Annotated in this window: 20 protein-coding genes and 1 pseudogene; 17 read left to right on the forward strand and 4 right to left on the reverse strand. The window is 61.0% G+C overall.

The features are described 5' to 3' along the window. Positions 1 to 21: 21 nt before the first annotated feature. The 13 genes from LJX92_RS13880 to LJX92_RS27125 all read left to right on the forward strand — a co-directional run bounded on the left by LJX92_RS13880 (position 22) and on the right by LJX92_RS27125 (position 15,450). Complete coding sequence (locus tag LJX92_RS13880) at positions 22 to 282, forward strand: DUF2934 domain-containing protein (protein WP_228308415.1); 261 nt, start codon at positions 22 to 24, stop codon at positions 280 to 282. Positions 283 to 403: 121 nt separating this feature from the next. Next, a complete protein-coding gene (glgX, locus tag LJX92_RS13885) occupies positions 404 to 2,563 on the forward strand; it encodes a glycogen debranching protein GlgX (RefSeq protein WP_148853963.1) in 2,160 nt (719 codons plus the stop codon). Between the two features lies 1 nt (position 2,564). Continuing rightward, positions 2,565 to 3,563, forward strand: a complete 999-nt coding sequence (locus LJX92_RS13890; protein WP_228308416.1) for an acyl-CoA dehydrogenase family protein — start codon at positions 2,565 to 2,567, stop codon at positions 3,561 to 3,563. Then, positions 3,560 to 4,318, forward strand: coding sequence for a PIG-L deacetylase family protein (locus LJX92_RS13895; protein WP_032880935.1), 759 nt, complete (start codon positions 3,560 to 3,562; stop codon positions 4,316 to 4,318). Before LJX92_RS13890 ends, LJX92_RS13895 begins: the two co-directional genes overlap by 4 nt. Then, positions 4,315 to 4,914, forward strand: coding sequence for an SAM-dependent methyltransferase (locus LJX92_RS13900; protein ID WP_228308417.1), 600 nt, complete (start codon positions 4,315 to 4,317; stop codon positions 4,912 to 4,914). The genes LJX92_RS13895 and LJX92_RS13900 overlap by 4 nt, the downstream gene beginning before the upstream one ends. After that, positions 4,911 to 5,570 (forward strand): glycosyltransferase, encoded by a 660-nt coding sequence (locus LJX92_RS13905; protein ID WP_032880931.1) that lies wholly within the window; start codon positions 4,911 to 4,913, stop codon positions 5,568 to 5,570. Before LJX92_RS13900 ends, LJX92_RS13905 begins: the two co-directional genes overlap by 4 nt. 143 nt (positions 5,571 to 5,713) lie before the next feature. Further along, positions 5,714 to 6,475, forward strand: coding sequence for a PIG-L deacetylase family protein (locus LJX92_RS13910; RefSeq protein WP_032880929.1), 762 nt, complete (start codon positions 5,714 to 5,716; stop codon positions 6,473 to 6,475). A 250-nt stretch (positions 6,476 to 6,725) separates the two neighbouring features. After that, positions 6,726 to 9,278, forward strand: coding sequence for an autotransporter outer membrane beta-barrel domain-containing protein (locus LJX92_RS13915; protein ID WP_228308418.1), 2,553 nt, complete (start codon positions 6,726 to 6,728; stop codon positions 9,276 to 9,278). Between the two features lie 218 nt (positions 9,279 to 9,496). Continuing rightward, positions 9,497 to 11,650, forward strand: coding sequence for a TonB-dependent siderophore receptor (locus LJX92_RS13920; protein WP_228308419.1), 2,154 nt, complete (start codon positions 9,497 to 9,499; stop codon positions 11,648 to 11,650). A 180-nt stretch (positions 11,651 to 11,830) separates the two neighbouring features. Then, positions 11,831 to 13,324: a methyl-accepting chemotaxis protein gene (locus LJX92_RS27015; RefSeq protein ID WP_228308420.1), complete on the forward strand. Its 1,494-nt coding sequence runs from the start codon at positions 11,831 to 11,833 to the stop codon at positions 13,322 to 13,324. Positions 13,325 to 13,494: 170 nt separating this feature from the next. Further along, positions 13,495 to 13,734 carry a hypothetical protein gene (locus tag LJX92_RS13930; RefSeq protein WP_032880922.1) on the forward strand — a complete coding sequence of 80 codons (240 nt, stop codon included), beginning with the start codon at positions 13,495 to 13,497 and terminating at the stop codon, positions 13,732 to 13,734. A gap of 157 nt (positions 13,735 to 13,891) precedes the next feature. Beyond that, entirely contained in the window at positions 13,892 to 15,025 is a 1,134-nt protein-coding gene (locus tag LJX92_RS13935; protein ID WP_032880919.1) for a sensor histidine kinase, read from the forward strand. 227 nt (positions 15,026 to 15,252) lie between these two features. Continuing rightward, positions 15,253 to 15,450, forward strand: coding sequence for a hypothetical protein (locus LJX92_RS27125; protein WP_416309144.1), 198 nt, complete (start codon positions 15,253 to 15,255; stop codon positions 15,448 to 15,450). Here the strand turns inward: LJX92_RS27125 and LJX92_RS13940 are convergent. Next, positions 15,360 to 15,863, reverse strand: a pseudogene (locus LJX92_RS13940) (GNAT family N-acetyltransferase); the annotation flags it as partial. The gene LJX92_RS27125 and the pseudogene LJX92_RS13940 overlap by 91 nt on opposite strands. Before the next feature lie 190 nt (positions 15,864 to 16,053). Between LJX92_RS13940 and LJX92_RS13945 the strand changes: the two are divergent. Continuing rightward, on the forward strand, positions 16,054 to 16,674 hold the full coding sequence (locus tag LJX92_RS13945; protein ID WP_032880916.1) for a LysE family translocator: 621 nt from the start codon (positions 16,054 to 16,056) through the stop codon (positions 16,672 to 16,674). 168 nt (positions 16,675 to 16,842) lie between these two features. Then, positions 16,843 to 17,382, forward strand: a complete 540-nt coding sequence (locus LJX92_RS13950) for an AAA family ATPase (RefSeq protein ID WP_078821267.1) — start codon at positions 16,843 to 16,845, stop codon at positions 17,380 to 17,382. Between the two features lie 99 nt (positions 17,383 to 17,481). Here the strand turns inward: LJX92_RS13950 and LJX92_RS13955 are convergent, their stop codons facing one another. Beyond that, on the reverse strand, positions 17,482 to 18,696 hold the full coding sequence (locus tag LJX92_RS13955) for an aldose 1-epimerase family protein (RefSeq protein WP_228308421.1): 1,215 nt from the start codon (positions 18,694 to 18,696) through the stop codon (positions 17,482 to 17,484). A 296-nt stretch (positions 18,697 to 18,992) separates the two neighbouring features. Between LJX92_RS13955 and LJX92_RS13960 the strand changes: the two genes are divergently transcribed. Then, positions 18,993 to 19,292: a hypothetical protein gene (locus LJX92_RS13960; RefSeq protein WP_228308422.1), complete on the forward strand. Its 300-nt coding sequence runs from the start codon at positions 18,993 to 18,995 to the stop codon at positions 19,290 to 19,292. Positions 19,293 to 19,440: 148 nt separating this feature from the next. On the opposite strand, the gene LJX92_RS13965 is transcribed toward LJX92_RS13960, so the two are convergent. Both LJX92_RS13965 and LJX92_RS13970 read right to left on the reverse strand, forming a co-directional pair. Next, positions 19,441 to 19,752 (reverse strand): hypothetical protein, encoded by a 312-nt coding sequence (locus LJX92_RS13965; RefSeq protein WP_103735028.1) that lies wholly within the window; start codon positions 19,750 to 19,752, stop codon positions 19,441 to 19,443. A gap of 160 nt (positions 19,753 to 19,912) precedes the next feature. After that, positions 19,913 to 20,806 carry a LysR family transcriptional regulator gene (locus LJX92_RS13970; RefSeq protein ID WP_228308423.1) on the reverse strand — a complete coding sequence of 298 codons (894 nt, stop codon included), beginning with the start codon at positions 20,804 to 20,806 and terminating at the stop codon, positions 19,913 to 19,915. Between the two features lie 94 nt (positions 20,807 to 20,900). Between LJX92_RS13970 and LJX92_RS13975 the strand changes: the two genes are divergently transcribed. Further along, entirely contained in the window at positions 20,901 to 22,085 is a 1,185-nt protein-coding gene (locus tag LJX92_RS13975) for an MFS transporter (protein WP_078821260.1), read from the forward strand. Positions 22,086 to 22,127 lie beyond the last annotated feature (42 nt).

Raw genomic sequence — 22,127 nt, forward strand, 5'->3', positions numbered from 1 at the left:
ATTTTCTGTGAGGAGTTTGTGATGAGTAAAGAAGACAAACGTATTCGCGAACTGGCGCATCAGATCTGGGAGTCTGAAGGCAAGCCGGACGGTGCGCACGATCGCCACTGGGAGATGGCGCGCAAACTGGCCGAAGCCGAGGCGCTGACGCCCAGCAAGCCCAAGCCTGCCGCCAAGCCGAAAACCGCGCCCAAGGCGGCCGCCAAACCCAATCCGGTAGCCGCCAAGCCCGCGCCGAAAAAACCGACCGCCCCGAAGAAGCCAAAACCACCCGCCCCATGATTTCTCGGGCCTGCAGCCGTTATCCCAGGCTGCAGGCCCTTTTTCGTCCATGTCCTTTGCTGAAACACCGTCAGCACGGCCGCGTTCGGCCCGAGAAAAGACCCCTTGCAGGAGCAACACCATGAGCAGACCCGAGAACACCACAGCGACGCCGGATCATGAACCGTCGCGGATTCGTGAAGGTTTGCCCTTCCCGCTCGGCGCCACCTGGGATGGCCTGGGCGTCAACTTTGCACTGTTTTCGGCCAACGCCACCAAAGTGGAGTTGTGCCTGTTCGATGACACCGGCGAAGTCGAGCTGGAGCGCATCGAACTGCCCGAATACACCGACGAGATCTTCCACGGTTACCTGCCCGACGCCCACCCCGGGCTGATCTACGGCTACCGCGTGTACGGCGCGTACGACCCGGCCAATGGTCATCGCTTCAACCACAACAAGCTGCTGATCGACCCCTACGCCAAGCAACTCGTGGGCGAACTAAAATGGTCGGAGGCGCTGTTCGGCTACACCATCGGCCACCCGGATGACGACCTCAGCTTCGATGAGCGCGACAGCGCACCCTTCGTGCCCAAGTGCAAGGTTATCGACCCGGCACACACCTGGGGCAACGATCAACCCGTACGGGTGCCTTGGGACCGCACGATCATCTATGAAACCCATCTGCGCGGTATCAGCATGCGCCACCCTTCGGTGGGCGAGTCCGTGCGCGGCACCTGCGCCGGCTTGATGGAAGACGACGTGCTCAAACATATCCGCCAGTTGGGCGTCTCTTCGGTCGAGCTGCTGCCGGTGCACGCCTTCGTCAACGACCAGCACTTGCTGGAAAAAGGCATGACCAACTACTGGGGCTACAACAGCATTGCCTTCTTCGCCCCCGACCCGCGCTACCTGGCCAGCGGCAAGATCGCCGAGTTCAAGGAAATGGTCGCGCACCTGCATGAGCAGAAGCTGGAAGTGATTCTGGACGTGGTCTACAACCACACCGCCGAAGGCAACGAGCGCGGCCCGACCCTGTCCATGCGCGGCATCGACAACGCCTCTTACTACCGCCTGATGCCCGACGACAAGCGCTTCTACATCAACGACTCCGGTACCGGCAACACCCTGGACCTGAGCCACCCTTGCGTGCTGCAAATGGTCACCGACTCCCTGCGTTACTGGGCCACCGAGATGCATGTGGACGGTTTCCGCTTCGACTTGGCAACCATTCTGGGCCGCTACCGCGACGGGTTCGACGAACGCCACAGCTTCCTGGTCGCCTGCCGCCAGGATCCAGTGCTGCGCCAGTTGAAAATGATTGCCGAACCCTGGGACTGCGGCCCCGGCGGCTACCAGGTGGGCAACTTCCCGCCAGGCTGGGTGGAATGGAACGACCGCTTCCGCGACACCGTGCGTGCGTTCTGGAAAGGCGACGACGGCCAACTGGCGGATTTTGCCGGGCGCATGACCGCCTCGGGCGAGATGTTCAACCATCGTGGGCGCCGGCCTTACAGCTCGGTGAACTTCATCACCGCCCACGACGGTTTTACCTTGCACGACCTGGTCTCTTACAACGACAAGCACAACGAGGCCAACGACGAAAACAACCAGGACGGCAGCAATAACAACCTGTCGTGGAACCACGGTGTCGAAGGCCCGACCGACGACCCTGAGATCAACGCACTGCGCCTGCGCCAGATGCGCAACTTCTTCGCCACCCTGCTGCTGGCCCAGGGCACTCCGATGATCGTCGCCGGTGACGAGTTCGCCCGCACCCAGCACGGCAACAACAATGCCTACTGCCAGGACAGCGAAATCGGTTGGGTCAACTGGGACCTGGACGATGACGGCAAGGCCCTGCTCAAGTTCGTCAAGCGCTTGATCAAGCTGCGCCTGGCCTACCCGATTCTGCGTCGTGGACGCTTCCTGGTCGGCGACTACAACGAAGACATCGGCGTAAAAGACGTCACCTGGCTGGCGCCCGATGGCAACGAAATGAACACCGAGCAATGGGAAGACAGCCAGGGTCGCTGCCTGGGCATGTTGATGGATGGCCGCGCCCAGGAAACCGGGATCCGCCGGGCGGGTGCCGATGCTACGCTGTTGCTGGTGGTCAATGCCCACCATGACATGGTCAATTTCCGCCTGCCGCCGGTGCCGGAGGGTGAGTTCTGGACGTGCATGCTCGATACCAATGAGCCGGCGATACGCGGCCAGGAGCGTTTTGACTTTGAGCATGAGTACGCCGTGACCGGCCGCTCACTGCTGTTGTTTGAACTGCAGCGTGAAGACGAGGTGTGAGATGGCGTTGCACAGTTTCCTTCAGGGCTACCGGGGCTACGCGGATACATACGCCCTGGGTACGGCACTGAAGGCACTTCAGGAAGAAGGCCTCGATCAACTGCCGCTGCCGGGCAGCGGCGCAACCCTGGCCCGCTTCAGTCGGCTGGCCCAGGTGGCCGGCCATGACTTGCGCCTGTGCAAGTTGTTCGAAGGTCATACCGACGCGCTGGCGATCATGGCCGAACTCGACAGCCCCGCGCCGCCGCTTGGCAGTACGTGGGGCATGTGGGCGGCCGAACCACCCGCAGCCAAGGTGCGCGTACGGCGCGACGGTCAGTGGCTGATCGTCGATGGACGCAAAGCCTGGTGTTCCGGCGCGGCGGTGGTCAGCCACGGCTTGCTGACTGCCTGGGACGAGGATGATCGGCAGCAGCTGGTGGCCGTGGCGATGGATCAACCCGGCGTCACGGTGTCGGACGAGGGTTGGAATGCGGTAGGCATGGCTGCCACCGGTAGCGTTGACGTTCTGTTCAACGCGGCCAGGGGTATCGCGGTGGGCGGGCCGGGTGATTACCTGTCGCGCCCCGGTTTCTGGCAGGGCGGAGTCGGTATCGCCGCGTGCTGGTATGGCGGCGCGCAACGCCTGGGCGAAGCGCTGCGCACCCACTGTGCGCAACGCTCGGAGCCTCATGCGCTGGCCCATTTGGGGGCGGTTGACAGCGCACTGAACAGCGCCGCTTGCGTACTACGCGCCAGCGCCGAGCAGATAGACCGCGAGCCTCGCGCCGATGCCAGGCAACTGGCCCAACAGACACGCGCATGTATTGAAGACACCGTCGAGCAGGTCATGCGTCATGTCGGCCATGCGGTAGGCGCCGGCCCCTACTGCAAAGACCCGCACTTTGCCCGGTTGATGGCAGATTTGCCGGTGTATGTGCGGCAAAGTCATGCCGAACGCGACCTGGCTGCCCTCGGCGAACTGGTCACCGGCGACGACTCGGGACGGTGGCAGTTATGAAACCCAATCCGATTGTCGGCCAGGGCACCCCACTCAATCATTGGCAAACCTCGGCACGGCTGGCCGAGTTGCCGCACATCAGCGCCGCGCAGTTGGTACCGCAGGGGCACCGCGCGGTGATCATCGCACCGCACCCGGACGATGAAGTGCTCGGCAGCGGTGGCCTGCTGCAAGGTCTGGCCGTATTGGAGCGCCCAATCCTGTTGATCTCCGTCACCGACGGCAGCGCCAGCCATCCCGGCTCCAAACGCTGGCCGGTGGCACGCCTGGGCGTGGTGCGCCCGCAGGAGTCGGCCCAGGCTCTGCACCGCCTGGGCCTGCCGTTGCACAGCTTGAAGTGGCTGCGCGGCGGCTTTACCGACAGCAAGGTGGCCGAGCGCGAAGCCCAACTGTGCGAGTTCATCCAGCGTCACCTCAAACCCACCGACATCGTGTTCGCCACCTGGCGCGAGGATGGCCATTGCGACCACGAAGCGGTGGGCCGTGCCAGCGCCAAAGCGGCCCAGGCTGTCGGCGCCACCCTGTGCGAACTGCCGGTGTGGACCTGGCACTGGGCGACTGCCGAAGACCACCGGGTGCCCTGGCATCGGGCGCGCAAGATTGCATTGACGCCCGAGCAAGTGGCACGCAAACGCCACGCGATCCACGCGTTCGCCAGCCAGTTGGAGGGCGACCCGCAGGTCGGCCTGCCGCCGGTGCTGGCACCCTACGTAGTGGAACGCTTGCTGCAACCTTTTGAAGTGGTGTTTGTATGAGTGTGGCCACCCCGTACTTTGATCAACTGTTTGCTGGTAACGACGACCCCTGGGCGTTTCGTCAGCGTTGGTACGAACAACGCAAGCGCGCACTGACCCTGGCCGTGCTGACCCGACCGCGCTATGCCTCGATCTTCGAGCCTGGTTGTGCCAACGGCGAGCTGAGCGCCGAACTGGCGACCCGTTGTGAGCGCCTGCTGTGCTGCGACACCGCTAGCGCCGCCGTGCAACTGGCACAGACGCGCCTGACCGCGTTTGCTCATGCTCATGTAGAACAGCGCCGGCTGCCCCAGGAATGGCCCGCGGGTCAGTTCGAACTGATCGTGTTGAGCGAGCTTTGTTACTACCTTGATGTAAATGATCTGAATCGTCTGATCGATCACGCCCTGGCGGCCTTGACCGATAACGGCCAACTCCTGGCCTGCCACTGGCGCCCGCCCATTGACGGTTGCCCGCAAACCGCCGAACAGGTGCACGCCCTGCTCCAGCACCGACTGGGTATGCCACCGCTGGTACAGCACCATGACAAGGATTTTCTGCTCGATTTGTGGAGCCGCGATGGCACCTCGGTCGCGCGCCATGAGGGGTTGCGATGATCGGCATCTTGATTCCGGTGCACAACGAAGAAGCGCTGCTGGATGACTGCCTGAGGGCTGCGCAGATCGCCGCCAACCATCCGGGGTTGCACGGGGAAACGGTGCAGATCCTGGTAGTGCTCGACAGTTGCAGCGATGCCAGTGCAGCGATCGCCCAGGCGCATGATGTGCAAAGCGTCCAGGTGCAGGCACGCAACGTAGGGCGAGCCCGAGGCGTCGGCGCACGGCACTTGTTGAACCAGGGTGCGCGCTGGATTTCCTGTACCGACGCCGACAGCCGCGTGGCCCCCGACTGGCTGGTGGCTCAACTGGCCCTGGGCTGTGACGCGGTGTGTGGCACCGTGACCGTGGACGCCTGGAGTGAGGGGTTTGACCCCGCGGCGCAGATTCGTTATCACCAGGCTTACCAGGCGCGTGATGGCCATCGGCACATCCATGGCGCCAACCTGGGCGTGAGTGCCAGTGCCTATGTGCAGGCCGGCGGCTTTGAACCGCTGGCGTGCCACGAGGATGTGCAATTGGTGCGTGAACTGGAACGTTGCGGTGCTTCCATTGCCTGGAGCCATGCGCCGCAAGTGGTCACCAGCGCACGCCTGGATTGCCGCGCCCAGGGCGGTTTCGGCGATTACCTGAAAAGCCTGATGATGGTTTCGTAAAAAAACGACAAACCTGTGACACATCCTTGTCTATGCTGAGAGTGCCTTGCATAGCATCCCAGGATTGGAATGCCGTGCACTCACCGCAGCGGAGCCTGCGCTGAAGTCAAGAGCATTACCCACCGACAAGGACGTGACACCCCATGAAGCCTGCCTCCTCAAGCGAAGGCCGTCGCGGCCCCGCGCAAATCTGGAACAGCGCGCCGCAGTTGGCGCAAATCCCCTGCATCGCACTGGCTACCCTGGTGCCGCCCGGTGCCCGGGTTGTGGTGATAGCGCCCCACCCTGGCGATGAAGTCCTGGCGTGCGGCGGTTTGCTGCAACTGCTCAGCACGCGCGAGCATCCGCTGAAATTGATCTCCATTACCGATGGCAGCGCCAGCCATCCAGGCTCCCAGGTGTGGCCGGCCAGGCGCTTGAGCGTGGTGCGCCCCCAGGAAAGCGCCGAGGCCTTGCGCCGCCTCGGTATGCCGTTGCACAGCCTCAAATGGATTCGCGGTGGTTTTTGCGACGACGCGCTAGCTGCCCACGAGCAGCCGATGAGCCAGTTCATTGCGCGCTACTTGCAACCTGGAGACGTGGTGTTTACCACCTGGCGCAATGACGGTAATGACGACCACGATGCAGTCGGTCGGGCGAGTGCAAAAGCTTGTAGCCTGGTGGGCGCGCGACTGTATGAACTGGCGATCTGGGCCTGGCATTGGCCGGCACGCGAGGGTGCGGTGATTCCCTGGCAACGCGCACGCAAGGTGCGCCTGGACACCTGGAGCGTGGCGCGCAAACTGCACGCCGCCCATGCCTATGCCAGCCAATTGGTCGGCGACCCACAGATCGGCTTACCGCCCATGCTCGCCCAAGTGTTGCTTGAGCGTATGCGCGAACCCTACGAGATCGTGTTCACCTAGGCATTGGCTCGTCTATACCTGTCAGGTTTTACAGTGGCGGCCTTTTCGATCTGCAACTAAGGTGCGACAAGTGCTGCGCCAGTTGAGGTGCAGTCGAGAAAGCCATGCCAACCCATTGCATTGCCCGGTGTTTTCAGATGCAGGTAACTCGTAGTCCCTGATCCGTATCGCGTTCGTTGTTGCCATGGTTTTGAACCGCGCCCGCTGTACCGGGCGACGGGACATCATTGTGCTCAAGCGAGGACGGATCATGCGCACACGGATAACTTCTTTGTTGTACTCAGCGATTATTCTGACGGCATCGCCGTTTGCCTCGTATGCAGCGTGCACGGTCAACAACACGCCAGGCAACGACACCTCCAGTTGTGACAGCGCCACCGCGCCGGGCTTTACCGATACCGGCGGCGACGACACCCTCGAACTCACCGCCACGGGTCGAGTAAGCGGGAATGTGATCTTTGGAAGCGGCAATGATCACGTGGTTGTCAACGGCCCGAGCGCGGGCATCGATGGCAACCTCAACCAGGGTGATGGCAATAACATTTTCCAGCTCAACCAGGGCAGTATCACCGGATCCATCAGCCAAGGCGCGGGCGCTGATGTGGTGGAGATTTCCGGGGGCCAGGTAGGCGCTGTCAACCAGGGCTCGGGGATCGACCGTTTTGACATGCGCGGCGGCACCATTGCCTCGCTGGAACAGGGCGACGGCCTGGACGTCTTCAACATGAGAGCAGGCACCATCACCGGCGGCTTCGACGACGGCGACGATGCGACGATGACCGGCGGCACCATCGGCCGGGTCAACATGAAACTCGATGACAACCGGTTCGATATGTCTGGTGGCCGGATCATCGGCAACCTGGTGACCGGCTTCGGCAAAGACACCATCCTGATTTCAAACAACGCGTTCGTGGGCGGCAATATCAGCGTCAGCGGCGGTGACGATCAGGTGATCATTTCCGGTGGTGAGGTTAACGGGCAAGTGTTGCTCAGCTTCGGTAACGATGAATTTATCTGGTCCGGCGGCAACCTGCATTCCTCCGTGTTAATGGGGGCCGGCGACGATACGGCGCTGCTTCAGGGGCTGGTGGCTGAGCAAGTGGCGGCGGCGCAACTGATAGATGGTGGCGTGGGGATTGACGCCTTGACCCTGGACAACACCAAAACCGCTGATCCCGGCCTGTTTGCCAACTGGGAAAGCATTCGCCTGGACAACGGCTCACAAATGAACCTGGGCGGGACGTTGACTCTGGGGGACAGCGAGACTGGCACCGGCGCCCTGCTCATTGATAGCACCAGTTCGCTGCTGGTCAACACGGGCGGGATCAATCCGTTTACCGCCGGCCAGTTGGTCAACGTGACCAACAGCGGCACCCTCGACATGGTCACTGGCAGCACCACCGCCCGTGACACCTTGACCATCAACGGCAATTACACCGGCAACGGCGGGCGTCTGGCGCTGCAAACCGTGTTGGGAGCAGACGACTCGGCCAGCGACAAACTGGTGGTCAGCAGCGGCACACTGCAGGGCAACACCACCCTGTTGATTACCAACCTTGGGGGCGCCGGCGCGGCGACGTTACAAGACGGCATCCAGGTAGTGCAGGCGCTCAATGGCGCCAGCGGGCCTGGCACTGCCTTTACCTTGGGCAATACGGTAACGGCCGGGGCGTTTGACTACTACCTGTTCAAAGGCGCGGGCACGGCTGGAACCGAGCAGAGTTATTACCTGCGCTCCACGATTCCGGGCACACCGCTGCCCGAACCAGAAGGGCCGGTCACGCCAGTGCCTGAGCCGGTGGTTGGAACCCCGCCCCTGCCGTCTAACCCCACTGACAAGGAGGTCCCGATCTATCGCCCCGAAGTACCGCTGTACTCTGTGTTGTTTCCTGCCGCGCAGCAAATCGTGCAGGGCATGCTCGGCACGTATCACGAGCGCATGGGCGATCAGAGCCGGCAACAGCAAACCGGCGTCATGCCGGCAGGTTGGGGCCGGGTCTACGGCAGCAGCAGCCGCCAGAGTCTCGCCGGTGCGGTCAACCCTACGTTGGACGGTTCGCTGACAGGGTTCCAGGTCGGCACCGATGTGTTCGCCAGCCTGCTGGACAACGGCCTGTTGCAGCGCCTTGGGTTCTTTGTCGGTCACAGTCGCCTCAAAGGCAATGTAAAAGGCTTCAACGGCGGCTGGGAGAACAAGGACGCCGGCAAAACCACCTTGCGCGGCGATAGCCTGGGGGTCTACTGGACACTGATCGGCGCCAACCAGGCTTATCTTGACCTGGTGTTGATGGGCACCCGCTTTGATGGCAACAACGAGTCAGCGCGTGGCGTCAAGATGAAAACCCGCGGGCATAACGTTACCGCCTCCGCCGAAGTGGGCTGGCCGTTCGCGCTGAGCGCTCGCTGGATTCTGGAGCCCCAGGCGCAGTTGATCGTCGGCAAAGCCAAGCTCGATAGCCAGAACGACGGTATTTCCGACGTTTCCTATGACGCCGATACCAACGTCACTACGCGCCTGGGTGTGCGCTTGCGCGGCGATTACACCGTCAATGGCCTGCCGCTGCAGCCTTATGTGCGTGCGAATGTCTGGCATTCCAGCGCTGGGGACAACAGTGTGATATTCAACGATGTGACGCGTATAGACACCGAACAGAAATCCACCACGATTGATGCCAGCCTCGGGGCAACCCTGCAAGTTGCCCAGGGCATCAGCCTGTACGGTGAAGTCGGTTATGACCGCAACCTGGACAGCAATAGCTACAACGGCCGCCATGGGACGCTCGGCGTAAGAATGGATTTCTGACCCAGAAACCGCTGTAGGAGCGAGCTTGCTCGCGAAAAACTCACAGACGCCGCGGTCATTCAGCCAACACGCGTTATCGTTGAGATTTTTCGCGAGCAAGCTCGCTCCTACACGGCCATGTAAGACTTTTTCCCAGAGCTTGGATCTGCCACACTGATGCGAATAATTATCAACAGATTTTTTATTTGCCACGGATGGCCTTTGGGAGCTCTCTATCCATGTTCGTGCAACAACGCGCCAGCAACGTTTTTTCACCCAGCCTGATGGCGATGGCTATCTGCCTGACAACCTCGCACGCGGCCCTGGCCGCCGACGCCGAAGCCCCGGCCACCATTGAGCTGGGCGCCACCCAGGTGTCGGGCCAGCAGCTTGGCGCAACCACTGAAGGCAGCGAGTCATACACCACCGGCTCGATGAAGACTGCAACCAAACTGCCGCTGACCCTGCGTGAAACCCCACAAGCTGTCACCGTGATTACGCGCCAGCGCATGGATGACCAGGCCATGACCAGCATCAACGACGTGGTCAACGCCACGCCCGGGTTGTTCCTCAACTACTCCAACGGGCCTGGCCGCCAGAGCTACACCGCTCGCGGTTTCGACATCGACAACCTGATGTATGACGGTATCCCCAGCGGTTACAACGGCGCGTCGGTGGGCGCCCAGCCAAACCTGGCGATGTTCGACCGTGTCGAGGTGGTGCGCGGCGCCACCGGCCTGGTGACCGGCGCGGGCAACCCCTCGGCAGCCATCAACCTGATCCGCAAGCGGCCCCTGGACGAACAGAAAGTCACCCTCACCGGCGCCGCCGGCAGCTGGGATGACTACCGTGGCGAATTCGACGCCTCCAGCCCACTCAACCCCAGTGGTACCTGGCGCGGTCGCGTCGTCACGTCCTACCGCGACGCCAACAGCTTTATCGACAAGGCCGAGCAGGATCACGGCCTGTTCTACGCCGTCACCGAAGCCGACCTGAGCGAAGACACCACTCTCACCCTCGGCTACTCGAACCAGAAGGACAAGACCAACTACTTCTGGGGGGCTTCGATGGTCGGCCTGGATGGCCGTCACCTGGACCTGTCGCGCTCTTACAACCCCGGTACCGGCTGGGAAAACAAAGACCAGGAAATCAATACCGTGTTCGCCGAGTTGCGCCAGCGCCTGGCCAATGACTGGAGCCTGCAGGTCAACGCCAATTATTCCGAACAGGACGCATTGTTCTCAGGCTCCTACCAATCGCGCTGGACGAACAAGACCCTCGCCCGCACGGTGTATCAGGCCCGCTATGATGAAAACCAGGCCGGCGTCGACGCCTTTGCCAGCGGCCCGTTCGAGGCGTTCGGGCGCACTCATGAGCTGGTGGTGGGCGCCAGCAAGCGCATCTACGACATGACCACTCATAACTACAGCCCGTATGAAATGAACTGGCCGATCAATGCCGGCAAACCGAACTTCACCCGCACCAACAACGCTCGTGAAGTCACCACCCAGGACGGTTTCTACCTGACCTCGCGCCTGAGCCTGGCCGACCCGTTGAAGCTGATCCTTGGCGGGCGCCTGGACTGGTATGACTATGACAACCGTGATGGCGACGGCGACTACAAGGTTACCCGCAACCTCACCCGCTACGCCGGCTTGATCTACGAACTGAACGACCAGCACTCGGTGTATGTAAGCTACAGCGACATCTTCACGCCACAGAAAGAGAAGAGCACTGCCGGCACCCCGCTCAAGCCCATCGTCGGCAAGAACTATGAAATCGGCCTCAAGGGCGAATACCTGGGGGGCGCGTTGAATGCGAGCGTGGCGCTGTTCCGCGTTGACCAGGAAAACCGCGCCGTGCAGATCGTTGTGCCGAACTGCCCACAGGCCTCTTGCAACCAGGCCTCGGGGGAAATCCGCAGCCAGGGCATCGACTTCGAACTGCAAGGTGCCTTGACCGAGAACTGGCAAGTCGGCGGTGGCTACACCTACGCGCGAACCCACACCATCAAGGACGACGCCAACCCGCAGAAGGTCAACAAGCAGTTCGACACCGACACCCCCGAACACCTGTTCAAAGTCACCACTCGCTATAACTTCCAGGGCCCGCTGGAAAAACTCCGGGTCGGCGGCAACATCTCCTGGCAGAGCCGCATGTACAACGACATCAAGCTGGCCGATGGCAGCACCTACCGGCTCAAGCAAGGCGGTTACGCCGTCACCGACCTGATGGCCGGCTACCGGGTCAACCAACACCTGGACCTGCAAGTCAATGCCAACAACATCTTCGATCGCCGGTACTACCAGTCCATTTCCAACGATGTGGACTATGGCGGCGATTCCTATGGCAGCCCACGCAACATGATGCTGACCGCCAAGTACAGCTTCTGATTCCAGGCTGTACCGTGGGAGGGCCTGCGCCCTCCCACTCAAGTCCCCTTCCCGCCTGCCGATAACCGATTGCCGGATCTGATCCGGTAAAAAACGCTGCACCTGACTTGCTATCGACCAGCGGCCATCGTGGCACGCCACATGCTTGGTTGCTGGCATCACTACATGGAGTAACCGTGAATGCCCCTTCGCACACGCTTCCAGGAGCACTATCGCAAGGCCGACCGCATTATGCTGGCATTGATCTGGCTGATGTTCCTGTTCTCCCTGGGGTTGGCGTTCTGGCATGACACCTTGCTCCAGGCGCTGATCGTCGGTGGCGGCACCGGCATGGTGCTGACGGCTCTCTACCGTGTCATCGGCGGCACCCGCGTGATGCGTTGCGCACTGGGCGCCGGCTTGATGGTGATGGCGGCGTTGCACATCAATCAGGCACACGGGGTGATCGAATCCCACTTCGGCATTTTCGCGCTGTTGGCGGTGTTGACCTTCTACCGTGACTGGCTGCCGATCCTGGTGGCGGCGCTGACCATCGCCGTGCACCACCTGGTGTTCCATGCGCTGCAGCACCAGGGTTTGCCGGTGTTTGTGATGGAGCATCACGGCGGCTGGACGATGATCTTCGTCCACGCCTTCTATGTGGTGATGGAAACCGTGGCCCTGTTGTACCTGGCGGTCCACAGCCAGGCGGAAGCTGTCGAAAGCCAGGAAATGCTTGAGAAGATGCTCGCTGTAACTTCACAGTTCACCGAGCAAAGCGCGCACGATGAAGACAAGGTGCGCGTGTCCCTGGCCAAGCGCTTCGACCACTTCCTGCAACAACTGACTCACCTGATCGACGGTGTCGCCCGCGACTCCCACGGCCTGGGGCAACTCGGCCAGGAACTGGCCTGCGCCAGTGGCACCCTGGAAAAAGGTGCGCGGCATCAACTGGTGCAGATCGGCGAAATGAACGGTTCGATGCAGCGCATGGAAGACGCCATGGGCCACATTACGGTGCAAGTCGAACAAGCCGTGGAACACGCCGGCCAAGCCAGTCAGCAAATTGTTCGCGGCCAGGAGAGCGTCGGCCGCGCTCAGCTTGAAATCAGCCAGTTGGCCTCACGCATCAACGGCACTGAATCCACCGTGCAATCGTTGGCCGTGCAGGCCGAGCAAATCGGCTCGGTGCTGGAAGTGATCAGCAGCATCGCCAACCAGACCAACCTGCTGGCCCTCAACGCGGCCATCGAAGCCGCCCGCGCCGGCGAGCAAGGCCGCGGGTTTGCCGTGGTCGCCGACGAAGTGCGCAGCCTGGCACAGCGCACCGCCCTCTCCACCCAGGAAATCAAAACCATCATCGAGGGCCTGCAGCATGGCAGCCGCGAGGCCGTCGAAGCCATGCACGCCAGCCGCGAAGGCGTGGAGCGTTGCGTGCAAGACAGCCAATTGGCGGTGCAGATGCTCCGGGCGGTCGGCGAGGACATTGCGCATATCGATCAACTTAATGGCCGCATCGTCGCGACCACCCGCGAGCAGACCTCGGCCAACCTGGAGATCGTCGAGCGCTTGCAGTCGGTGCAGAGCATCGCCCAAAGCACTGCCGACGATGTGGAAACCCTGGCCCGCAGCAGCGAACGCCTGCCGCCGATTGCAGTGCGCCTGGATGCATTGGGGCGCAGGTTTCATCCTTGAATGCGCCGGTACGCTCCCCGTGAGGCTTTTCGCTGCACATCATCGCCTTCCGCTCGCACACAGCGAAACTCCTGCACCGTCTTTCGGTCGATGCTTTCAAGAGACCGATAGCGCCTCAGATGCCTTGTGTGTGCGTGTGTGTGTGTGTAATGAATGCTGCGGAGACAGCCATGAAAGAAGCCTTCAACGATTTGCCCGGCCCCATAAAGCGACAGGCTGACAGACTCCTTCGCGAGATCGAACTCGCGGGGTCGATGATTCTTGCAGTAAAAGGGGGGGCCAAAGCCCAAGGGTTTGTTCTGGGAATAACCTGCTGCAAGGGGCTGACATCCGAGCGCTGTGAGCAACTGGCAAGCCATTTTGACAGCATTGTAGAGCGCAAGCTGAGGTCGCTGACACTCGGGTTTTAGCGTCAGCGGGATGAACTCTGTCGGCACGCAGAGTGGATCAATGCTATCGCTACCCCCGGCCGCGCTTTTAAAGCTGCGAACAACCTCCTACACTGCCGGGAATTTCCCTGCATCTGCGCAGCCTCGCTCTTGTGCCCTACCCTTCAGGATTACAGACATGCGCCTGGCCGATTTCATCCTTGAGCACCTCGAACCGATTCTGCAAGCCTGGGAAGATTTCGCCAGAACCCTCGACACCCCGGGCGAGGACCTCGACAGCGTGGCGCTGCGCGACCATGCCGAGCAGATGTTGCGAGCCATCGTCAGCGACCTGCGAACCAAACAGACCCGCCAAGAGCAAATCGCCAAGGCCCAGGGCCTGGCCCCCGCGGAGGAGCAGGAGACCGCGGCAGAAATCCACGCCATCACGCGGTTGATGGCCGGCTTCACCATCGATCAGATGGTGTCGGAATACCGCGCCCTGCGCACCAGTGTGGTCAGCCAGTGGATGCGCCAGATCAAGGACGGCACGCCGATCAACGTTGACGACATGACCCGTTTCCACGAGGCCATTGACCAGGCCCTCGCCGAGTCCATCGCCAGCTATTCACGCGCGGTCGAGGCATCGCGCAACGTGTTTCTGGGCATCCTCGGCCACGACCTGCGCACGCCGCTCGGCGCGATCCTGCTGGGTGCCGACGTGCTGCGGCGCTCCCAGGATGCAGGCCCCAAGGCGAACAAAGTGGCCAACCAGATCTACACCAGTGTGCGTCGAGCGAGCAAGATCGTCGGCGACTTGCTCGACCTGACCCGCTGCCAGATGGGGCCGGGCATTCCGGTCAGAACGGCCGATATAGATCTCTCACCGCTTTGCCAGCGTGTCGTAGAGGAAATCCGCACGTTTCATCCTGAAGCGATCATCCTGTTCGATTCGAAGACCCAGGCGTCGGGCCAGTTCGACGGCGCCCGAATGGAGCAGGTGTTCTCGAACATCGTCAGCAACGCCGTGCAGCATGGCGACACCACGCGGCCTATCCAGGTCGAGTTGGAGTTACAGGAAGATTTCGCGGTATTTTCCGTGCACAACAGTGGAGAGGCGATACCTGAGGATGTGCTGCCGTTCATCTTCAACCCCATGGGCCGCTTCTCTCAGCGTACTGCCGTCAATCACGGCCCCACAGAGGGCTTGGGCCTGGGCCTGTTCATCGCCTCGGAAATCGTCGCTTCCCATGGCGGATCGATTGAGGTCAGCTCTGATACCGAACACGGCACGGTGTTTCATGTGCGGCTTCCCCTCAATTCGATAGCCTAGGTATCAACACAGCTTCGGCGCGACCCTGAACCGATGGGAAAGGGCAAGCCCTAATACCAGTCAGTTAAGCGAACGAAATGCTCAAAGCAGCGCAGATCAAATGTGGGAGCGGGCTTGCCCGCGAAGACGTCGGCCCAGCAAACATTGGTGTTGACTGACCCACCGCTTTCGCGAGCAAGCCCGCTCCCACAGGAGATCTACGTTTAACTGACCGGCATGGTTATATTCTGAACCCGGTCAACAAGAACAAGTCGATTTGGTTGACGACGCAAGGGCTGGAGCGAGGCCGGCAACTGGTTGATCGGTTGTTTGGAACAAAAACTCAGGTAAAGGACAACCTGTACCGCACCTCCACCAGTGTGACGCCGCCCCTCTCAATCTTGAGTTCGCTGCCTGCGTCCTCGACACAACCGACCCTGCGATAAAAGCGCATGGCCCGTTCATTGCGGGCCAGGACCCAAAGCGTCAGGCAGTCATACCCCTGCTGAACCAACGCCTGCAAGCCCGCGTTCCACAGCGCCAGCCCGACGCCCGTTTGCCAATACCTGGTCAGAACATAGATGGCCATAACCTCCCCTGCATTTGCCCCGGCGGCCTCTTCGTCACGGCTGGCGCCAACGGCTATCCACCCGACAATCTGCTGGTCCACCTCTGCGACCCATACTTCCGGTTCGCCCGCTGTTATCGAGCGACACCAATAGGCTTCGCGCTAAGCCAGGGTGGCTTGCAACCCGTTCAAGTAGTCGGTGGGCATCAGGTCGCGATACGCCTCTTGCCAACTGCTGATATGCACTTGGGCAATGGCGTTTGCGTCGGTGGATAATGCTCTGCGAATCATGCGGGCTCCTTCCATCGTGCACTGAATCTTGTCTTCGCAGTGTGCCTACGGGCCTATGACAAAATCAGTTACGCCGGGGATGAAATAAAGATCTTGCGCTCCGGCACGCAGATGCACTGCCAGCCTCATTGCTGTCACTGCCGACTGCCCCTATCCTCAACGCTCTCGTCCGACCAAACCCGGAGCCGCCATGGACCTCGCCACCCTCGCCCTCTTCTTGCCTGCCTGCTTCGCCCTGAACATGGCGCCTGGCCCCAACAACCTGCTGTCGGTAAGCAACGCCACCCGTTACGGCTACCGTACCTCCTGCCTCGCAGGTCTCGGTCGGTTGCTGGCCTTTGCCGGCATGATCGCCCTCGCCTCCGCCGGGTTGGCGGTGGTGCTGCAAACGTCGGAGTTGTTGTTTTACGGGATCAAGATACTTGGCGCGGCGTACCTGTTTTATCTGGCGTACCAGCTATGGCGTGCGCAACCACAGACAGAGTCACAAACAGCCGCTCACCAGGTCGGCTTATGGGCCCTGGCACGGCAGGAGTTTCTGGTGGCGGCGGGCAACCCGAAAGCCATCCTGATCTTCACCGCTTTCCTGCCGCAGTTCGTGGTACCTGGCCAACCCATCACCGCACAGTTCGCCCTGCTGGGCGCGATGTTCCTGGCCCTGGAATGGATCGCCATCAGCGCCTACGCCTACATGGGCCTGCATATGCGCCGCTGGTTTGCCGAGCCAAGGGGCAAGCGCATCTTCAATCGTTGCTGCGCGGGGCTGTTGTCAGCGGCGGCGGCAGTGTTGTTAACGGCGCGCAGGGCGTAACCCAACCACTGTAGGAGCGAGCTTGCTCGCGAAGGCCGCCAACGTTGGCACGGGGTGCCTGGATAAAAGGTGGCGCTCTTGGGTTTGCGTGAGCACGTTGACGCAGACAGGCATTGACCTAGAATCGCCACCCCAAAAATTCAGCGCGCACAGCGAGAAGGAGCTTAGATGCGACGGGTGATGATTGTGGGTCAACCTGGGTCAGGCAAAAGCACCTTGGCGCGCAAGCTTGGTCAGTGCACGGGTTTGCCGGTCGTTCATATCGACACTATCCACTGGCAGCCAGGGTGGATCGAACGCAGCCGCGACGCGAAGACCCAGCTTTGCCTTGAGGTCGAGGCCCGTGAACGCTGGATATTCGAAGGAGGCCATTCAACCACTTGGGACAACCGGCTGGCCCGCGCAGATCTGTTGATATGGATTGACCGTTCGGCGACGCTCCGATTCTGGCGCGTATTGCTCAGGACGCTGCTCAAACGCGGTCAGACTCGGCCTGACTTGCCGGAGAACTGCCCCGAACGACTGGCGAACCTGCCGGAGTTTTTTAGATTCATGTGGCAGACCAAAGAGTCAGCACGAGTAAAGATGCAACAACTCGTGGAGGCTGCCCCACCCGCCTGCCGTGTGGTTCATCTGCGGTCCAATCGGGACACCCGGATATTTCTTGCGAGCATTGGACGTTCGATTGGCCGGACAACGCCAGATTGATCGTCGGCTGACGGCTTCACTCCGTCGTTAATGTTGCCGCACCCCGCATAAGCGTGGGTGCTCAACATCAATAACATCGCAATGATGCTCCAGGCGGCGTCATTCCTTGGTCAAATCAACCAACGGCGTCTGCCGCACCTCAGTCTCACGCCCATCCTGAATTTCGCTGACCTGCTTCAAAGCCTTATCAACAGCGGCCTTGTCCGCCAACAGGCTGTAGCTGATGCGGAACTGCTTGTGTTCCTTCGGCCCGATTGTCGGCACCAGATTCAGTGGCCGCTGATAACGACGGTTGTAGGAAAAACTCGTCCCTGGCTCCAGCCCCGTGACATAGCCCTGGCCTTGGGTGTCGGTGTTTTTCCAGAGGGAAAACACCGGCAGTGTCTGCGTATTGAAGCCAACCGAAACGCCCAGGCTGCCGGCCTTGTTATGCAGCACGGTCAAGGTATCGCCCTTGGCATCGGCATACGGCACCACGTTGTAGACTGTTTCGTCATAGTCTTTGGTCGGTGCGCGATAGGTTTGCCAGTCGGCCAATTCGCCCTTGGCCTTGTCGTTGAACGGCGACACCTGCTTCACCGGCGCGACAAACCGCGCGCCCTGCTCCAGGAACGGGGTGCTGAAGTTACTGTGATACAGCGCCTGGTATTCCTTCGGATAGTCGCCGTTGTTGGTCAGGGTGTCATTGAGGGCAAACACCACACTGCCGGGTTGAGTGACCAGTTCGGTCGCGACAGAGAAGTCGACCTTCTTGAACGCCTGCTCTTTCAGCTCGCCGCGCAGGGTGATGGCATACGGTGGTTTTTCATCGATATGCAGCGTGACTTTATTCGCAGGAATATTGGCGGCCCGCCCGTGCAGGGTCAGCAGTTCGCCGTTGTCCATGCCAGGGTGGCCGACCCACTCGTAGCCGCAGCGGGTGACCAGCTCGTTGAAACCTTCCAGCCAGCCCAACCCACCGCGGCCATTGAGCTCGATGAACGACGGATTGACCACTTCCTTGACCGGCGAATCCCAACCCATGCGCACATCGCCGACCGAAGCCTGCAACACGTTCATACCGCGAGTCGGCACCACCGAAAGCTTCATCGTGCCGTTATCGATATCAACGATGCTCACCCCCTCCTGCCGACCACCGTGCAAGGTGCGCAGGGTAACGCTGAAGGGCTTGGCGGTTTGTACGCCGAGCTGCTGGCTGGTGATCTGCCAGTTCTGGGCGGCTTTGTCGTTGTCGAGGAGCACGTAATCCCAGGCCATGGCGTGGGAGGTGACGGAGAGTGTGCTTAGGGCAACGAGGAGTTTTAGCGGGGTCATAGCGGTGGCCTTTATTGGAGTTGTGAGGGTTTTATAAACTCGATGAAACGTTTCAGCAAGCTTAAAAAGCGTGATGGTGTGGGGAAATATCAAGAAGGGAATGAGGCTAGTCGGGGGCAGACTGCAGCGAGAATGTGGGGTGAGCGGCGTTCGAGCTTCAGTCCATCCGTGCCGGTTACAACCTTTGCGTTGTTCGTCGGCTGCAACGACGCTGATAGTTTCCCGGTCGCCCATGTGGCGATCAGGTTTGGCGACCTGATTATCGGTAAATCATTGCATTTATCGGAGTTTCAAAAATGGAAAGATATATCCCTCTTACTGGAATCGATCGGGTTCCAACGTCCCTGCTCATTGACTCGCAAGCACCGCTCGATGTGCTGCAAGCGATGGCTGACTATCGCATTCGCACCGTGACTCAAGTATTGGAAAACATCGCTTTTCGGGGTGAAGTGGAGGCTGACTGCGTGGTGCTTTCGGATTTTGCTCAACTACTGGCGATACCGTTGCGGGATGGGTGTGATCTGATGGATGTTATCGCGCGTCGATTGCGGGAGCAGGCTTCGGAGGTAGAAGCGCACTCTACAGCGGTTAGCTAGAAAGGGCTCCGTGCGCTGGAGCAAGGCAGGCCAGCGCGTGGAGGAGAAACTGGTTATTTCTCACGGGCCGTAAACGGCCAGTTCCGGTCTTTTGCGACCGGCTACAATCGACCCAGAGTTGCCTCTCAGAGAGCTAAAGCTGAGGTTGTCACTCGTCAAACAGAGTCCAGCCATGGCAAATGCCGTCAAAGTCTTTTGCCGTAAAAAATAATACAAGTTCCTCGGGGTCAAATTTTGTGTACAGCCAGTGCCCAGGAACAGGGCCTCTCGTTATCACGTATTCCAAGCGGTACTTTTGAACGGCTGCAGAACTGAGAGAAGCTGAATTCAACTCAAATCTGTCACCTTGATTGAGCGCCCATAGCTTTCCAACAAGGCTGTCATCAAGTACCACCTCTTCAGCTGTCTCCATCAGATGCCGTGTATGCAGTTTTTTTTGAAGCCTAACGCTTCTGGCCATGGATCAACCTACCAATAAACAGTCCGAAGATCGGCATGATAATACTGGAACGCGGAGATGACCGCTCTGGGGCTATTTCAGCCGGTTCCGACAGGCAGCTATTGGCCGAAATCCGCCGATCCCCCCCTCCCAACAAATCCAGACCTAAACCCGCACCTCCTCAACCCCCATGCCGCTCCACCAAAAAATCCACAAACGCCCTAACCCGCGCCGGCATCGCCCCTCCCCCCACAAACACCGCATGAATCGGCTCCACATCCCCCGGGTTAAAGTCCTCCAGCAACACCACTAACTCCCCCCGCTTCACCTCCTCCACCACACTAAACGCCCCAATCCGCGCAATTCCTGCCCCCAGCTTTGCCAACTGTGCCAATGCCTCGCCACTGTTGCCCTCAATCGTCCCCGCCACCTTCAACGAAAACTCCCGCCCATCCGCCCTGAACGGCCAATCCGGCGCCGCTCGGCGGAAGTTGAAGCGCAGGCAGTTGTGCTGGAGTAGATCCTGCGGCGTTACCGGGGTGCCATGCCTTGCCAGGTACTCCGGTGAGGCGACGATAACTTGCCCGGTGGAGCCGATATGCCGGGCGGTCAGCGGGCTGTCGGCGAGGGGGCCGAAGCGGATGGCGACGTCGGCCTGGCCGCCGAGGATGTCCACCACCTCATCGCCGAGCATCAGGTCGACGACGATGGCCGGATAGCGGGCGCTGAAGGCGGCGATCAGCGGGACGATGGTCATGCGGCCATGGGCCAGGGCGGCGCTGACTCGCAGGCGGCCGCGTGGGGTGCCTTGGTCGGTGATGGCGTCTTCGACTTCGGCCATGTCTGCGAGGATGCGCCGGGCGCCGCGCAGGTAGGCTTCGCCTTCGGCGGTGAAGGTGATGGCGCGGGTGGTGCGCAGCAGCAGTCGGGTGCCGATGCGCTTTTCGGTGCGAGTGATGATGCGGCTGATGGACGAGGGTGTCAGCCCCAGGGCTCGCGCCGCGCCCGACAGGCTGTCGTGCTCGGCAACCATGGCGAACACTTCCATCTCTCCTGACCGACCGCCGATGTCCATTTGTGCCTCCTGCGCAAAGCTGTAGTTCCCGAGCAAGGGCTACTGCTTGAAAAGGCTGGATTGTAGCATTCGGCACACAGATGAGGAGTCAACCATGCGTATCAATCCACCCCTTGTAGCCTTGTCCATCGGTGCCTTCGGCATCGGGGTCACGGAGTTTGCGCCCATGGGCATGTTGCCCGGTATTGCCGCCGATCTTGGCGTATCCATTCCAGCCGCCGGGCTGCTGGTGAGTGCCTATGCCATGGGCGTGCTGATCGGCGCGCCGATCATGACCCTCGCCACGGCGAGAGTGCCGCGTCGTTATTTGCTGATCGGGCTGATGGCGATTTTTACCCTGGGCAATTTATTGTCGGCGCTGGCCACCAACTACCAGACCTTGATGATCGCAAGGCTGGTGACGTCGCTGAACCACGGGGCGTTTTTCGGCATTGGTTCGATTGTGGCAGCCAGCGTGGTAGCGCCGGAGAAACGCGCGGGAGCGGTCGCGGCGATGTTTCTCGGGCTGACCTTGGCGACCATCGGCGGCGTGCCGCTGGCGACCTGGTTTGGCGAGAACTTTGGTTGGCGCACGGCGTTCTGGGGGATCAGCGGCCTCGGTGCGGTGGTGATGGCGGCGCTGTGGTGGGCGTTGCCGAATGCACCCGCGCCTAAAGGTGGCAGCCTGATGGCGGAAATCCGCGTATTGGGCCGCGGGCCGGTGCTGGCCGCGCTTGCGCTGACCGTGGTGGGCTCCAGTGCGATGTTCACGGTGTTCACTTACATCGCGCCGATTCTGCGCAACGTCACCCACGCCTCGACCAACTTCGTCACCGGGATGCTTGTGCTGTTCGGGATCGGGCTGACCCTGGGCAACGTGTGGGGCGGCAAGTCGGCCGACCGCTCGGTGGACCGTACCTTGATCACCTCGCTGGTGGTGTTGATTGCCGTGCTGCTGGCCTTCTCGGTACTGATGCAATGGCCGCTGCCTGCCGCCGTGTCGATCCTGCTATGGGGTGCCGCCAGTTTTGCGCTGGTACCGCCGTTGCAGATGCGTGTGATGGAGGCCGCCAAGGATGCGCCTAACCTGGCGTCGGCGATGAACATCGGCGCGTTCAATTTTGGCAATGCGATTGGTGCGGCGCTGGGTGGCGCGGTGATCAACGCCGGTCTGGGCTACCCGGCCATTTCCCTGGCCGGTGCAATCATGGCGGGCCTGGGCTTGCTGATGGTGCTGGGTTTGGCCTGGCGCTCGCGGCGTGCGGGTTTACGCACTTGCCGGGAAGCCGTGCAAGCCTGAACAGCAGGCTGGAAAGCCCCACCCAACTGCCTTATAACTACG

This window comes from Pseudomonas sp. HN8-3 (genome assembly GCF_020790195.1).
Taxonomy (GTDB): Bacteria; Pseudomonadota; Gammaproteobacteria; order Pseudomonadales; family Pseudomonadaceae; genus Aquipseudomonas; species Aquipseudomonas synxantha_A.